16 protein-coding genes are annotated in these 13,144 nt (G+C 64.6%); 8 read left to right on the top strand and 8 right to left on the bottom strand.

What is annotated here, in order from left to right:
• The first annotated feature begins 36 nt into the window (after positions 1-36).
• Positions 37-777 (top strand): SDR family oxidoreductase, encoded by a 741-nt coding sequence (locus tag ACJYUO_RS03200; RefSeq protein ID WP_494343961.1) that lies wholly within the window; start codon positions 37-39, stop codon positions 775-777.
• An 84-nt stretch (positions 778-861) separates the two neighbouring features.
• Complete coding sequence (locus ACJYUO_RS03205) at positions 862-2,562, top strand: methylmalonyl-CoA mutase family protein (protein ID WP_494343962.1); 1,701 nt, start codon at positions 862-864, stop codon at positions 2,560-2,562.
• A gap of 141 nt (positions 2,563-2,703) precedes the next feature.
• Here the strand turns inward: ACJYUO_RS03205 and ACJYUO_RS03210 are convergent, their stop codons facing one another.
• Together ACJYUO_RS03210 and rpl12p are read right to left on the bottom strand one after the other, a co-directional pair.
• Positions 2,704-2,967, bottom strand: a complete 264-nt coding sequence (locus ACJYUO_RS03210) for a DUF7520 family protein (protein WP_494343963.1) — start codon at positions 2,965-2,967, stop codon at positions 2,704-2,706.
• A gap of 130 nt (positions 2,968-3,097) precedes the next feature.
• A complete protein-coding gene (gene rpl12p, locus ACJYUO_RS03215) occupies positions 3,098-3,433 on the bottom strand; it encodes a 50S ribosomal protein P1 (RefSeq protein ID WP_494343964.1) in 336 nt (111 codons plus the stop codon).
• Positions 3,434-3,716: 283 nt separating this feature from the next.
• Between rpl12p and ACJYUO_RS03220 the strand changes: the two genes are divergently transcribed.
• Positions 3,717-3,851 (top strand): hypothetical protein, encoded by a 135-nt coding sequence (locus ACJYUO_RS03220; protein ID WP_494343965.1) that lies wholly within the window; start codon positions 3,717-3,719, stop codon positions 3,849-3,851.
• 24 nt (positions 3,852-3,875) lie between these two features.
• Here ACJYUO_RS03220 and ACJYUO_RS03225 read toward each other — a convergent pair whose 3' ends face one another.
• The 3 genes from ACJYUO_RS03225 to ACJYUO_RS03235 all read right to left on the bottom strand — a co-directional run bounded on the left by ACJYUO_RS03225 (position 3,876) and on the right by ACJYUO_RS03235 (position 5,771).
• Complete coding sequence (locus ACJYUO_RS03225; protein ID WP_494343966.1) at positions 3,876-4,124, bottom strand: DUF6684 family protein; 249 nt, start codon at positions 4,122-4,124, stop codon at positions 3,876-3,878.
• Positions 4,125-4,210: 86 nt separating this feature from the next.
• Positions 4,211-4,603, bottom strand: a complete 393-nt coding sequence (locus ACJYUO_RS03230) for a DUF7541 family protein (RefSeq protein WP_494343967.1) — start codon at positions 4,601-4,603, stop codon at positions 4,211-4,213.
• Between the two features lie 103 nt (positions 4,604-4,706).
• Entirely contained in the window at positions 4,707-5,771 is a 1,065-nt protein-coding gene (locus tag ACJYUO_RS03235) for a polyprenyl synthetase family protein (RefSeq protein WP_494343968.1), read from the bottom strand.
• Positions 5,772-5,909: 138 nt separating this feature from the next.
• On the opposite strand from ACJYUO_RS03235, the gene ACJYUO_RS03240 reads away from it, so the two are divergent.
• Together ACJYUO_RS03240 and ACJYUO_RS03245 are read left to right on the top strand one after the other, a co-directional pair.
• Positions 5,910-7,220, top strand: a complete 1,311-nt coding sequence (locus tag ACJYUO_RS03240) for a M28 family peptidase (protein ID WP_494343969.1) — start codon at positions 5,910-5,912, stop codon at positions 7,218-7,220.
• 108 nt (positions 7,221-7,328) lie between these two features.
• Positions 7,329-8,141 (top strand): NAD(+)/NADH kinase, encoded by an 813-nt coding sequence (locus tag ACJYUO_RS03245; protein ID WP_494343970.1) that lies wholly within the window; start codon positions 7,329-7,331, stop codon positions 8,139-8,141.
• 60 nt (positions 8,142-8,201) lie between these two features.
• Here the strand turns inward: ACJYUO_RS03245 and ACJYUO_RS03250 are convergent, their stop codons facing one another.
• Positions 8,202-8,462 carry a hypothetical protein gene (locus ACJYUO_RS03250; RefSeq protein WP_494343971.1) on the bottom strand — a complete coding sequence of 87 codons (261 nt, stop codon included), beginning with the start codon at positions 8,460-8,462 and terminating at the stop codon, positions 8,202-8,204.
• Positions 8,463-8,563: 101 nt separating this feature from the next.
• Positions 8,564-9,247: an endonuclease III gene (gene nth / locus ACJYUO_RS03255; protein ID WP_494343972.1), complete on the bottom strand. Its 684-nt coding sequence runs from the start codon at positions 9,245-9,247 to the stop codon at positions 8,564-8,566.
• Between the two features lie 205 nt (positions 9,248-9,452).
• Between nth and ACJYUO_RS03260 the strand changes: the two genes are divergently transcribed.
• A complete protein-coding gene (locus ACJYUO_RS03260; protein WP_494343973.1) occupies positions 9,453-9,989 on the top strand; it encodes a hypothetical protein in 537 nt (178 codons plus the stop codon).
• A 223-nt stretch (positions 9,990-10,212) separates the two neighbouring features.
• Positions 10,213-11,196, top strand: a complete 984-nt coding sequence (gene mvaD, locus ACJYUO_RS03265; protein WP_494343974.1) for a phosphomevalonate decarboxylase MvaD — start codon at positions 10,213-10,215, stop codon at positions 11,194-11,196.
• Between the two features lie 187 nt (positions 11,197-11,383).
• Here the strand turns inward: mvaD and pan1 are convergent, their stop codons facing one another.
• Complete coding sequence (gene pan1 / locus ACJYUO_RS03270; RefSeq protein ID WP_494343975.1) at positions 11,384-12,601, bottom strand: proteasome-activating nucleotidase Pan1; 1,218 nt, start codon at positions 12,599-12,601, stop codon at positions 11,384-11,386.
• 126 nt (positions 12,602-12,727) lie between these two features.
• Between pan1 and ACJYUO_RS03275 the strand changes: the two genes are divergently transcribed.
• Positions 12,728-12,997, top strand: coding sequence for a MarR family transcriptional regulator (locus ACJYUO_RS03275; protein ID WP_494343976.1), 270 nt, complete (start codon positions 12,728-12,730; stop codon positions 12,995-12,997).
• Positions 12,998-13,144 lie beyond the last annotated feature (147 nt).

Raw genomic sequence — 13,144 nt, forward strand, 5'->3', positions numbered from 1 at the left:
CTGAGCGTTTTCCGTGTCGGCGCAGTACCTCGCTCGATGGCTGGATCACGCACACCCGACCGCGTTCTCATCGCCGGTGCCAGCGGCGACACCGGACACGAACTGCTGTCTGTTCTGCGACCGACCGAGCTGACCGTTCGCGCGACCACGCGGTCGTACGCGGCCGCGGACACGCTCGAGCGACACGGTGCCGACGAGGTAATCGTCGCTGATTTCTTCGAGTCGGCCGACGCGGTGCGAGCGGTCGAGGGCTGTGACATCGTCTACTGTGCGCTCGGGACGCCGCCATGTCTGCGACACGCGACCGGCGGCAAACTGATCGACCGGACCGGCGTCATCAACCTCGTCACCGCCGCCGTAGCGGCGGAGGTCTCCTATTTCGTCTTCGAGAGCGCGATCGGCGTCGGAAACTCGAAGGCGGGGCTGTCGCTGCCGGCGCGGCTCGTGATCCGGGGCTCGTTGCGGGCCAAACGCGACGCCGAGACCTCGCTGCGCCGGTCGGGGGTCGGATACACGATCGTTCGCCCCGGAAGACTCACGAACGGCCCGCCGAGCGGTGAGGTTCTCGTGGGTGAAGGCGGCGATTCCGTCTCGGGATCGATTCCGCGAGCCGACGTGGCGCGGATCATGGCCGCATCGCCGTTCACGCCCGACGCGCGCAATCGGACGATCGAAATCGTCAGCCGCGACGGGCTCTCGGGGACGCCGAAACGCCTCGTCGACATCGACTGGGCCGACGACTCTCTTACAGTCTCCCGCGAACGAAGCCGAATCTGAGGTACTCTTACGGGGGATCCCGTCCCGTTTGCAGGCGATTGAACGCCCCCGAACCTTCATTGGCTGTCGGCAAATATTACGACCATGTACGACGACGAGGAACTCGAGGAGATCCGGGAGGCCGGCGAGCAGTGGGAGGCCGAGCGCCTTGAGCCGACCCTCGAGCGCCACGGCGAGCGCCGGGACCGATTCGCGACGGTTTCGAACCACGAGGTCGACCGCCTCTATACTCCCGACGACATCTCTGATCTCGATTATCTCGAGGATCTCGGCTTCCCGGGCGAGGAGCCGTACACCCGCGGGCCGTATCCGACGATGTACCGCGGACGGACGTGGACGATGCGCCAGTTCGCCGGCTTCGGTACTGCAGAGGAAACCAACGAGCGATTTCACTACCTGATCGACGAGGGCCAGACCGGGCTTTCGGTGGCCTTCGACATGCCCTCGCTGATGGGACTGGATTCGGACGACCCCATGAGCGAGGGCGAGATCGGCAAGGAGGGCGTCGCGGTCGACACGCTCCGGGACATGGAGATCCTCTTCAACGGGATCGACCTCGCGGACATCTCGACCTCGTTTACCATCAATCCCTCCGCGCCAGTGATCTACGCGATGTACGTCGCGCTGGCCGACCAGCGAGGGGTTCCACGCGAGAAGCTGCGCGGAACTCTGCAGAACGACATGTTCAAGGAGTTCATCGCCCAGAAAGAGTGGGTCATCCCGCCCGGGCCGTCGCTCGATCTCGTGACGGACGTTCTCGAGTTCAGCACCGCCGAGACGCCGAAGTTCCACCCGATCTCCGTCTCAGGCTATCACATTCGCGAGGCGGGCTCGACGGCGGTCCAAGAACTCGCCTTTACCCTCGCGGACGGCTTCGGCTACGTCGAGGACGCGATGGATCGAGGGCTCGAGGTCGACGAGTTCGCGCCGCGGCTCTCCTTTTTCTTCAATTGCCACAACTCCTTTTTCGAGGAGATCGCGAAGTTCCGGGCGGCTCGCCGGATCTACGCCCGGGTGATGGACGACTGGTACGGTGCCGAGGCCGACGAGTCGAAACGGCTCAAGTTCCACACCCAGACGGCGGGCCAATCGCTGACGGCCCAACAGCCCCTGAACAACGTTGCCCGGGTGACGATCCAAGCCCTCGCCGGCGTCCTCGGCGGGACCCAGTCGCTGCACACCAACAGCTTCGACGAGGCGCTGGCGCTGCCCGGCGAGAAGGCGGTCAGGGTCGCCCTGCGGACCCAGCAGATCATCGCCGAGGAGTCCGGCGCGGCCGACATCGTCGACCCCATGGGCGGCTCCTTCGCGGTCGAGTCACTCACGAACGAAATCGAGGAGCGGACGATGCGATATATCGAGGAAATCCGGGAGATGGGCGACGGATCGGTCCGCGACGGCATCCTCACCGGCATCGAGGACGGCTTCTTCCTCCGAGAGATCCAAGACGCCTCCTACGAGTACCAAGAACGCGTCGAGCGGGGCGAGGAGGTCGTCGTCGGCGTCAACGAGTACACGCTCGAGGAAGACACCAGTCCCGACATCCTCAAAATCGACGAGGCCACGGCCGAGCGCCAGCTCGGGCGACTCGAGGACGTGAAAGCCGACCGGGACGATGCAGCTGTCGAGGAGGCCCTCGAGGCACTGGGCGAGGCCAGCGAGCGCGGCGAGAATACGATGCCGTACATCGTCGACGCGGTGACGGCCTACGCGACGATGGGCGAGATCATGGCCGTCTTCGAGGCACAACACGGCGCGTACAGCGAGAGCATCGGCCTAGCCTGATCGTGCGCTGCCCCTCGAGCCCGCCAGCAGCGCCGCGCTGACGGGGTTCTCCGCCGATACCGTCGGACGCGGTTTGGCGATAGCGGGCGATCGATGGACAGCTCTCCGTGAGTTCCAAGCGGCGGTATGCGACCGTCTCCATCACGCTTCGGCGTCGAATTGGGAGAGTAGTCGAACGACGAACAGCAGCGACAGCAGGACGGCCCCGACCGCAACGGCCCCGTAGATGCCGAGCGTGAGCGGCGACACGGGAACCGCGATCGTGAGAACGGTAATCTCCTCGAGCCCGGTCCGGCCGGGAAGCGTCGCGCCGAGCAGCGCTCCGAAGGCGGCGGTCGCGGCGATCAGCGCGAGGCCGAGGCCGGCGGTGGCGTTCCGGCCCGTAATCCGTCGGTCGTCGGGCATAGTTCCCCGTATGTCGTCCTGAGTGGTGGATCTTGCGTCGGCACCGACGATGACGGGGTAGTACTCGGGGCTCGAGGCCGTCGCTTACTCGAGCGGCTCGTTCGACTGGATCGAAAAGAAAGGGAGGGGATTAGCCGAACAGTTCGCCGAGCCCTTCGCCCGACGCGTCTCCTTCGTCGTCGTCTTCTTCCTCCGGCTCTTCCTCGGCTTCTGCTTGTTCGTCTCCCGGCTCTTCGTCCGCTGCCGCCGCTTCCCCGCCGCCGGCCGCCGGCTGGGCGGGTGCGGCACCGAAGGCCGTCTCCTCGAGGGCATCCTCGATGTCGACGTCCTCGAGCGCGGCGACGAGCGCTCTCACGCGGGAGTCCTCGACGTCGACCCCGGCGGCGTCTACGACGTCGCGGACGTTCTCTTCGGAAATCTCTCGATCCGCTTCGTGGAGTATGAGGGCTGCGTAGATGTATTCCATCGGTCTCACCCGTTCGATCCGGAATCGAATCTCTCGGTCACGCCGAACGCGTCGCGGCGTCGCTTCGATCCCGGTACTCGAATCGAACGGGAGTGAGCCACATAGATACTCCGTCGGTCAGTGCGGGTGACCCACGCGTAGACGAGAACGAACGGAACGCCGACCCGCCGTCTCCCTCGTGGTGTAACCGCGGCGTTCCGCGTTGGCATCCGAACGCGGTGTCGGGGTGACGGCTGGGAAACGTTCTTCCCCGATTGCGGTGTACCCCCGACAGTGATCCCCCGTGAGTTCCGATAAGGCCGACGCCGATGGAGCAGTCCTCCAGCACCGGCTATCCGAGAAGGAACTGTTCCTGTTACTGCTCGTCGGAATCGCGATACTGATGTCGATTACCGGGTTCGTCCTCATCATCAACTGAGGCCGAACCCGTCGCGTGTCGCGGTCAACTCTCGGACGTGTCGTGTCGCGTGCGGTCGTCGGTCTCGATCGCTCGAGCCGCGATGTAGGTGACGACCGCGAGCAGCCCCATCGTCACGAGTAGGATGGCAAACTGGATCGTCGACTGGAGCGGGTCGAACCCCCACGGGTTGAACACCGCGAAGATCACGACGAAAAACGCCATGATCGCGAACGGGATCAGATTGACCGTGAGATCGAGCCCGATTTCGGCGTCGAATGCGCGTCGACTCATTGATTCTGGATAGTCTCGAGTGGCTGCCTGCGATCGGTTTCGGCTCGATTCAGTCGCGTCGTGGCCGCTGGGCTAATGCGGTGGTGCTACCGTCGGGACCGCACAACGCCGGCTCCGACAATCGTCACGACGCCGGCGAGGACGAGTGCGACGCCGCGACTCGCCAGCCCGGACAGGGGCTCGAGGAGGCTGATCGGAGCCGCCCCGGTCCCGTGGGCGGTCAGTATCCCGCCGATACCGACGAAGGCCGCGCCGAACGTCGCCGCGAACGCCAGCGGCCGATCGACGTAGTCGGCGTCGGCTAGAATCCCCGCGGTGCTCGCGGCGAACGCGACGAGTCCGATGACGGCGACGGGGAGGAACCCGACGACGATGCCGACCTCCGATCCGACGAGTCCAAGCGCGACGAGGATCGGCCACGGCCGCCCGCCGTCGGCCCGCGTCGGTTCTGTCGTCGTTCCCTGCGAGTGGTCGGCCATACTCGGCGTTCCACGTCGAGGGTGTAGTATCTGGCCCTACCGGTCGGATCCCGTTACTCTCTCGAGACGGCGGAAAAGCGATCCCAGCGAGCGCGTCGCCGCGCTACTCGTCGCGTTCGATGACGAACTCCGTGAACTCCTCGAGCTTCCGGGTCGTCTCCGCGTCGAAATCCACGTCATCGATCGCCGCCCGCGCGTCGGCGGCCAACTCGAGGGCGCGCTCGCGAGCGTACTCGATGCTGCCCGCGTCCGCGAGGATCTCCAGGGCCTCGAGGATCTCGTCGTCGGTGTTCGCTTCGGCCTCGAGGATCGCTTGCAGCCGCCGGACGCGGTCCGGTTTGCTCGTTTGCATGGCGTGGATGACCATGAGGGTCTTCTTGCCCTCGCGGATGTCGTTGCCGAATGCCTTGCCGAACTCGCCGGCCCGGCCCAGCGAGTGTTCGACGTCTAAGATGTCGTCGCCGATCTGGAAGGCGACCGCGGTCAGTTCGGCGTACTCGGCGACGGCTTCCTCGACCTCGGGCGGCTGGTCGGTGATGATCGCGGCGAGGCGAGCGACGATCCGGCCGAGGCAGCCGGTCTTGCACGCACACATCTCGAGGTACTGGTCGGTACTGATCCGAACCTCGCCTTCGTTGTGCCAGCAGATGTCCATCCCCTGGCCGAGGTGGGTGCGGTTCAGTTCGTGCACAAGCATCTCGTAGGCCGCCAGCCGCCGGTCTGCCGGGAGGTCGGCGGGGTCCCGCGTGAGGACCTTCAGCGGCAGGAAGTACATCGCGTTGCCGGCGTTGAGCGCGATATCGCGCCCGTAAACGCGGTGGAGCGCGGGCTCCCCGCGCCGAATCGTCGCCCCGTCTTCGACATCGTCGACGATGATCGTTCCGTTGTGCAGTATCTCTGGAATACAGGCGTACGGGAGGTACTCGGCCGGGTCTTCGCCGAATCCCTCGACGAAGACGAGAAAGAGCACCGCGCGCCACCGCTTTCCGCCCCGACCGAGCAGATCCCACAGCGGCGTCGCCAGCGCACGTTGGATGCCGGCGGGATCGTACTCGTAGGTGGGCGGACCGAAGAAGGACTCGAGGTAGTCGGCGTCGATCTCGCGTGGGACCAGATCGGCGATCGCCTCGTCGATGGCCGGCCGCCAGTCGGCAAGCGTCTCCCGCATACGGATTCCGAGACGGAGCGACGTGAAAAAGGTTCGCAGTTTGTCGTGTCAGTGATTGGTGTCTGTCCTCATACTACTGGGGGAAGGCAGAATCCGGCGAGCGATACAGTTACCCGGCCGTCGTGTGTTATTCCAGCCATGACCGCTTGGATCGGATCCGTTTTCGAGAGCGACGTCGGCTGGAGCCACCTCGAGGACCTCGTCGATGTCGGGAACCGGATGGCCGGCAGCGAGGGCGAACGCGAGGCCGCCGAACTGACCCGTGACGCGCTGGCCGACGCCGGCGCGCGAAACGCCCGCCTCGAGTCCTTCGAGATACAGGGCTGGACCCGCGGCGACAGCGCGATCACGGCCGGCGACACGACCCAAGCGTGTATCGCCCTGCCGCGCAGTCCCGATGAGCGCGTCGTTGCACCGCTGGTCGATCTCGGCTATGGCATGCCCGAGGACTTCGCGGAGGCCGATGTCGAGGACGCGATCGTCATGGTCCGCAGCGACAGCCCGGACTACTACGATCGGTACGTCCACCGGCGGGAGAAGTACTACCATGCCGTCGAAAACGGTGCCGTCGGATTCGTCTATCGCAACCACGTCGAGGGCTGTCTCCCGCCGACCGGGAGCGTAGGAACCGACGCGGACCCGGTCGGTGCGATCCCGGCGCTGGGGGTTTCGAACGAGGTCGGCGCGCGGCTGGCTCGTCGGTTCGACGGGGAGTCGATCACGGTCTCCGTCGAGGCCGACATCCACCCCGCGAAGAGCCAGAACGTTCGCGCCGAACTCGGCCCCGAGACCGACGAGCGCGTGCTCGTGACGAGCCACGTCGACGCCCACGACATCGCCGAGGGTGCGATGGATAATGGCGCTGGAACTGCGATGATCGTCGAACTCGCGAACGCCCTCGCGGAGCGCGAAGACGACCTCGAGACCCGCGTCGAGTTCGTCGGCTTCGGCGCGGAAGAGGTCGGCCTCGTCGGCTCCGCGCGATACGCCGAGCGGGCGGACCCCGAGACGATCACGGCGGTCGTCAACAACGACGGCGTCGTCCGCGATCGGACGCTCTCGATCGTCACACAGGGCTTCGACGCGTTGCAGGAGGTTGCAAACGACGTGGCGGATCAGTACGATCACCCGATCGGAACGGTGCCGAAAGTCGGTCCCCACAGCGACCACTGGTCGTTCGTCGAGCGGGGCGTACCGGGCTGTCACGTCAAATCGATCTCTGACGGGCCGGGACGGGGCTGGGGCCACACCGCTGCCGACACCATCGAGAAACTCGAGCCCCGAACCCTGCGCGAACAGGCGATCCTTCTGACGGCGTACGTCGTTGCGCTCGCCGATAGCGAGGTGACGGTCGACCACAGGGACACCGCCGATATCGCGGCCGACCTCGAGTCTCAGGACCTCGCCGAGGGGATGAAGATCACCGGCGATTGGCCCTACGACGAGTGATCCCGCCCGCGGCACTCGGCGTTTCTACGGCGACCGCGGCCGACCGTCGGCATGCAGTCTGCGACCGACAACCGTACGCTTTTGAGCGGCCCGTGTGAACTGACGGGCATGGATGCCGCGTGGAGCCCGGGCGAGTCCCCCGTGGTCGGCGTCGTTGGCGAGCCTGACGCCAGCGACGCCGTCGAAATCGACGCCCTCGAGTCGGTCTTCGCTGCTGCCGACGCCGACGTAACGACCGTCGCCGGGGGTCTCGAGGACGTGCTCGCGGCGGAGCCGTCGATGGTGGTCGCGACCGGCGAAGCGACCCTATCGGCGGTCGTTTGCGCCGATATCGACGTACCCGTTCTTCCGTTCGGTTCGGTTTCCGGAATCGAGTCGGTCGACCGCAACCGCCTTCCCGACGCGCTCGCGGCCGTCCTCGACGGCCGCGCTCTCAGTCGCGAGCGGTCCGTACTAGGCGTCTCCCTCGAGTCGGTGGGTGACGACAAGACAGAGACCGCAACTCGGGTACGTGCGCTGTTCGACGTGACGCTGATAACCGACGAGCCCGCCCGGATCTCGGAGTACGGTGTCCGGGACCGGGGCACGTCCGTGGCGACCTTCCGGGCCGACGGCGTCGTCACAGCGACACCGGCGGGGAGTCACGGCTACGCGAGCGCGGTCGACGCGCCACAACTCTCGCGGGCCGTCGACGCAGTGGCGGTCGCGCCGATCGGTCCCTTCGTCACCCAGACTCGCCAGTGGGTGCTGCCGACCGACGAACTGACGTTCACCGTCGAACGCGAGGCGTGTGACGTGACGGTCGTCGTCGACGGCCGATCGATCGGGTCGGTCACTGTCGACTCGCGGGTGACCGTTTCACCAGCCGAGTCACTCTCGACCCTGGTCGTTCCGGACGAGCGGCTCGCAGCGTCGGAATGACTGATACGAAAAAGCGATATCGGCCGCCGGTCAGCAACCGGAATCGGTGTTGTCGCCCGGTTAGCCGTTGTACGGCTCCTCGTCCCGGTGATGATCCGGGTTCGCGTTCTCGAGGGCGTCGTCTTCTCGGTCGACTGATTGCTGTTCGATGTCCTGTCGGCGCTGCTCTTCGTCTTGGCGCTCGCGAGCTTCCTTCTCCTCCTCGCTGAGCCCCTCTTCGTCCTGGGCCTCCTCGGGATCGGTCTCTTCTTTCGCGAGTTGGACGTCCCGCCCGTGTTCGTCCTTGCCGGTGGTGTCGCGCTCGTCGGTGTTGTCGGACATAGTGATCCCGCGTGGGGCTACCCGCGGTCGCTGAAAAGGCGTTGGGCTTGCGACAGTCGGCGTGGCAGCTGTATTGCAGTACCTGGCCGTCTCCCCGCGACTTACCACGGCTCGCCGGCGGCGAGATCGATCTCGCTGTCGCCCTTCTCGGAGGGGCAGATATCCGCCAGCACGCAGTCGGCGCAGTCGGGGTTCTGGGCCGTACAGGTCGCTCGCCCGTGGTCGATACAGAGGTGGGTAAACTGCTGCCAGTCGTCCTCGGGGACGATCTCGATCAGGTCCTGTTCGATCCGTTCGGGGTACTCCTCCTCGGTCAGCTCCAGCCGCCGGGAGAGCCGCTGGACGTGCGTGTCGACGACGATCCCCTCGACGATGTCGTGGCCGTGCTGGAGGACGACGTTCGCCGTCTTCCGGCCGACGCCCGAGAGTTCGGTCAGTTCGTCCATCGTGTCCGGTACCTCACCGTCGTGGTCCTCGAGGATCGTCTTGCAGGAACTCTTGATGTAGCCCGCTTTGCTGTTGTAGTAGGTAATCGAGTTCAGCTCCTCTGCGAGTTCCTCCTCTGGCGCGTCGGCGTAGTCCTCGGCACCGTCGTACTTCTCGAAGAGGTGTTTCGTCTCCTTGTTCACCCGTTCGTCCGTACATTGGGCCGAGAGGATCACCGCGATCAGGAGTTCGAGTCGGTTCGAGTACCGCAGCGAAATCGTCGAATCCGGATACTCCTCTTCGAGGCGATCGATGACCTCCGTCGCCTGCTCGGCGCGGGTCTCGAGCGGGGTTCCCATGCAGAAATCGTTGCGAGAGCGCGCATTTGAGGCGTTCGGTTCGCAGTGGGGCGTTCGACTTCCGGGATGCTTCCACCCTCGATTCTGACGCCGGCGAGGCGTCTCACACGGTCCACCGCTCTGCCAGAATTCACGGGAGGAATACTATTATTATTCCCGGCGGGAGTAATATGAAAGACAGGGCCACCGGGAGAGACGATCGATAATGACAGACGAAACACGTCGAACGCAGGTCGACCGCGCGGAGGGACAGTCGAGAATCGGCGTGATCGACGTACTACTCGCCGAACTCGAGGCCGACGACGGGCCGAACGGGGCAGCGCTCCGTCGGGCGCTCGACCTCGAGCAGACGGCCACGCCGGAGCAGGTCGCGGAGATCGAGAACGATTTCGAGCCGCGACTCGAGACCGTCGACCGCCGCCTGCAGGACCTCGAGACCCGACTGGCGAGTCTCGAGTCCGAAACGCGGAGGCTTCGCTCGGAGCTTACTGCCGTCCGGGATTCCCTCGCTGACGTTCACGATGGCGACACCGACTACGATGGTGACGCCGACATCGACGCGCTCGCGGACGATCTCGCGACCCTCGAGCAAACGGTTGCGACCGCCTTCGATACGGTCACCTCGGACCTCGAGAGTGACCTCGAACGGATTCGAGCGTCCCTGACAGACGATATCGGCGCGCTCGAGCGGCGACTGTCCGCACTCGAGGACGACGGGGACGGAAAATATAGTAGCTCTTGAAACGATTCACACACTGATCGCAACGCTGTCCTGCGATCGGGTGTGCATTGACTTTCAAGAGCTACGATAATACGGGAGTCGAGATCGACTCGAAATAGCGCCGCACGGTCCCGGAATTGCAATATATTCCCGGCGGAGCGGCGGGTGAGACGCTGAGGCGGGAGAACCCTCGAACCGATAGGATGCCGTGAGCTTTAAGCGGTCTTCAGCCACGTATCAGGGTATGAAAGCCACGGCCATGGCCCACCCCATTCAGGGACTGGTCAAGTATCACGGGATGCGCGACGAGATCGAGCGGCTTCCCTATCACGACAGTATCAGCGTCTGTACGGCTCCGAGCCACACCCGGACGACCGTCGAGTTCTCGATGGACTACGACGAGGACACCTTCATCGTCGACGGCGAGGAACTCGAGGGCCGCGCCCACGAACGGGTCGAGGCCGTCGTCGAGAAGGCCCGCTCGAAGTCCGACGCTGCCCACACCGTCTACCCGGTCCGCCTCGAGAGCGAGAACAGTTTCCCGACGAACGTCGGTCTGGGCTCGTCCTCTTCGGGTTTTGCGGCCGCGGCGATGGCGCTGGCCGAGGCGGCCGAACTCGACGCCTCGAAAGGGGAGATTTCGACGATCGCGCGCGTCGGGTCGGCCTCGGCCGCGCGGGCGGTCACCGGCGCGTTCTCGCATCTGCGCACTGGGATGAACGACGAGGACTGTCGCTCCGAGCGGATCCCCTCGGACCTTCACGAGGATTTGAAGATCATCGTTGGTCTCGTCCCCTACCACAAAGACACCGACGACGCCCACCGCGAGGCCGCCGACAGCCACATGTTCCAGGCCCGTAACGCCCACATCCACGAGCAGATCGCGAAGATGCGCGACTCCCTGCGCAACGACGACTTCGAGGGCGTGTTCGAACGCGCCGAACACGACTCGCTGTCGCTGGCCGCGACGACCATGACCGGTCCCTCGGGCTGGGTCTACTGGCAGCCGGCCACGCTCGCGATCTTCAACAAGGTACGCGAACTCCGCGAAGAAGAGGACATCCCGGTCTACTTCTCGACGGACACCGGTGCCAGCGTCTACGTCAACACCACCGAGGAACACGCCGAGGAAGTCGAGGAAGCGGTCTCGGACTGCGGCGTCTCGACGACCACATGGGATGTCGGCGGTCCCGCCCGCTTGCTCGAGGAAGACGACCACCTGTTCTGACGACCGGCACGCCGTCGGTCACTGCAATGCAGTATTTTCTGCTGTGCGTTCCGGACTGATCTGTCTACGTCTACTATACCAGTCGGGGTCGCGATTTGTGCCGCTCTCCCTATCACCGATGCCGGCGCTATCGCTTGACCAGACGAAAGACGAGATAAAGAACCGACGTCGACCTCGAGCCGGCAGTTCAGGCGAAGGTTTTCGAGACGTCTTCGGTCTCGTCGGATTCGGCTTGGACCTTGTCCCACGCGTTGCTGAAGTCCTCCATCCGAATCTCGGTGCGGTCGTCGCGGATAGCGAACATGCCGGCCTCGGTACAGACCGCTTTGATGTCGGCACCCGAGGCGTTGTCAGCCTCTTCGGCCAGGTCGGCGAATTCGACGTCGTCCGCGACGTTCATCCCGCGGGTGTGGATCTCGAAGATGATCTCGCGGCCCTCGGCGTTGGGCTTTGGTACTTCAATCAGGCGGTCGAACCGGCCGGGGCGGAGGATGGCGCGGTCGAGCATATCGAAGCGGTTGGTGGCGGCGATGATGCGGATCTCACCGCGCTCTTCGAAGCCGTCCATCTCCGAGAGCAGTTGCATCATGGTCCGCTGGACCTCGGCGTCGCCGGAGGTCTTGGACTCGGTCCGCTTGGCCGCAATGGCGTCGATCTCGTCGATGAAGATGACTGCGGGCTCGTGCTCGCGGGCGACATCGAAGAGGTCGCGAACCAGCTTCGCGCCCTCGCCGATGAACTTGTGGACCAGTTCCGAGCCGGCCATCTTGATGAAGGTGGCGTCGGTCTGGTTGGCGACGGCCTTGGCGAGCATCGTCTTCCCCGTGCCCGGCGGCCCGTAGAGCAGGACGCCGCTGGGCGGGTCGATGCCCACGTCGTCGAACATTTCGGGCTTCTCGAGGGGCATTTCAACGGTCTCGCGGACCTCTTGCATCTGCTCTTCGAGGCCGCCGATGTCCTCGTAGCTGACCTCCGGGCTCTCAGTGACTTCCATCACGCGAGCGCGGACATCGGTCTCGTTCGAGAGGGGCTTGACGATAGACAGCGAGTTGTTGACTGCGACCCGCGCGTCGGGTTCGATATCCTCGCGCATCTCGTCGGTGACTTCGGTCAGCGCCTCCTGATTGTTGCCGTGCTGTTTGATAATGACGCCCTCGTCCGTGACTTCCTGGACGGTGGCGACGAACAGCGGCGACTGCTTGAGTTTCTTGTTCTCGTGTGTGAGTCGCTCGAGTTTCTGCTGGTACTTGTTGTTCTCGGCGTTGGCGTCGAGGAGCTTATCGCGCATCTCCTCGTTTTGCGCCTCGAGGATCTCCAGCCGTTCCTCGAGCGCCTGGATTTTCTCCTGTTGGGACGCCTCGTCCTCATCATATGGGAGGTCGACGTCGTCCACGGTGTCGCTCATCACCCGTCCTTTGGGTACTGGTTCATAAGAGACTTCGGGTCGGTGTACTTAGCCACGAAATATAACTACAAAGCATTAAATGGAATAGAAAATATTATCACCTCGTATTCGGAATGGGGTGGTAGGATGAGTGCTTCAGAGTCGCTTCGACAGGAGACCAGCGAGCGGGGAACGTGGGACGACGTGCGCGAGCTGCCGCCGAGTGCGAAACTCGTCGCGAAAGTCCTCGAGTACAACGACACGATGACCCAACAACAGATCGCCGACGAGACGCTCCTGCCCTCCCGGACCGTGCGGTACGCGCTCAACCGGCTCGACGAGCAGCACGTCATCGATTCGCGCTTTTCGTTCTCCGACGCCCGCAAGCGCCTGTACAGCCTCGATATCGAATCGTAACTGGCGTTCGGGGTATCGAATTCGTCTGTTCTCGCTGCGGTTTTCTCGTCTGTGAGCCCAACGCCCTCGGCCGTCTCGAGTTCGTCCGAACTGTCCGTTTTACTTTCACCTCGGTCACGGAACCCCTTTAGGGCGGGCTCGCCAACG

Source organism: Natrinema sp. CRL1 (assembly GCF_059162405.1).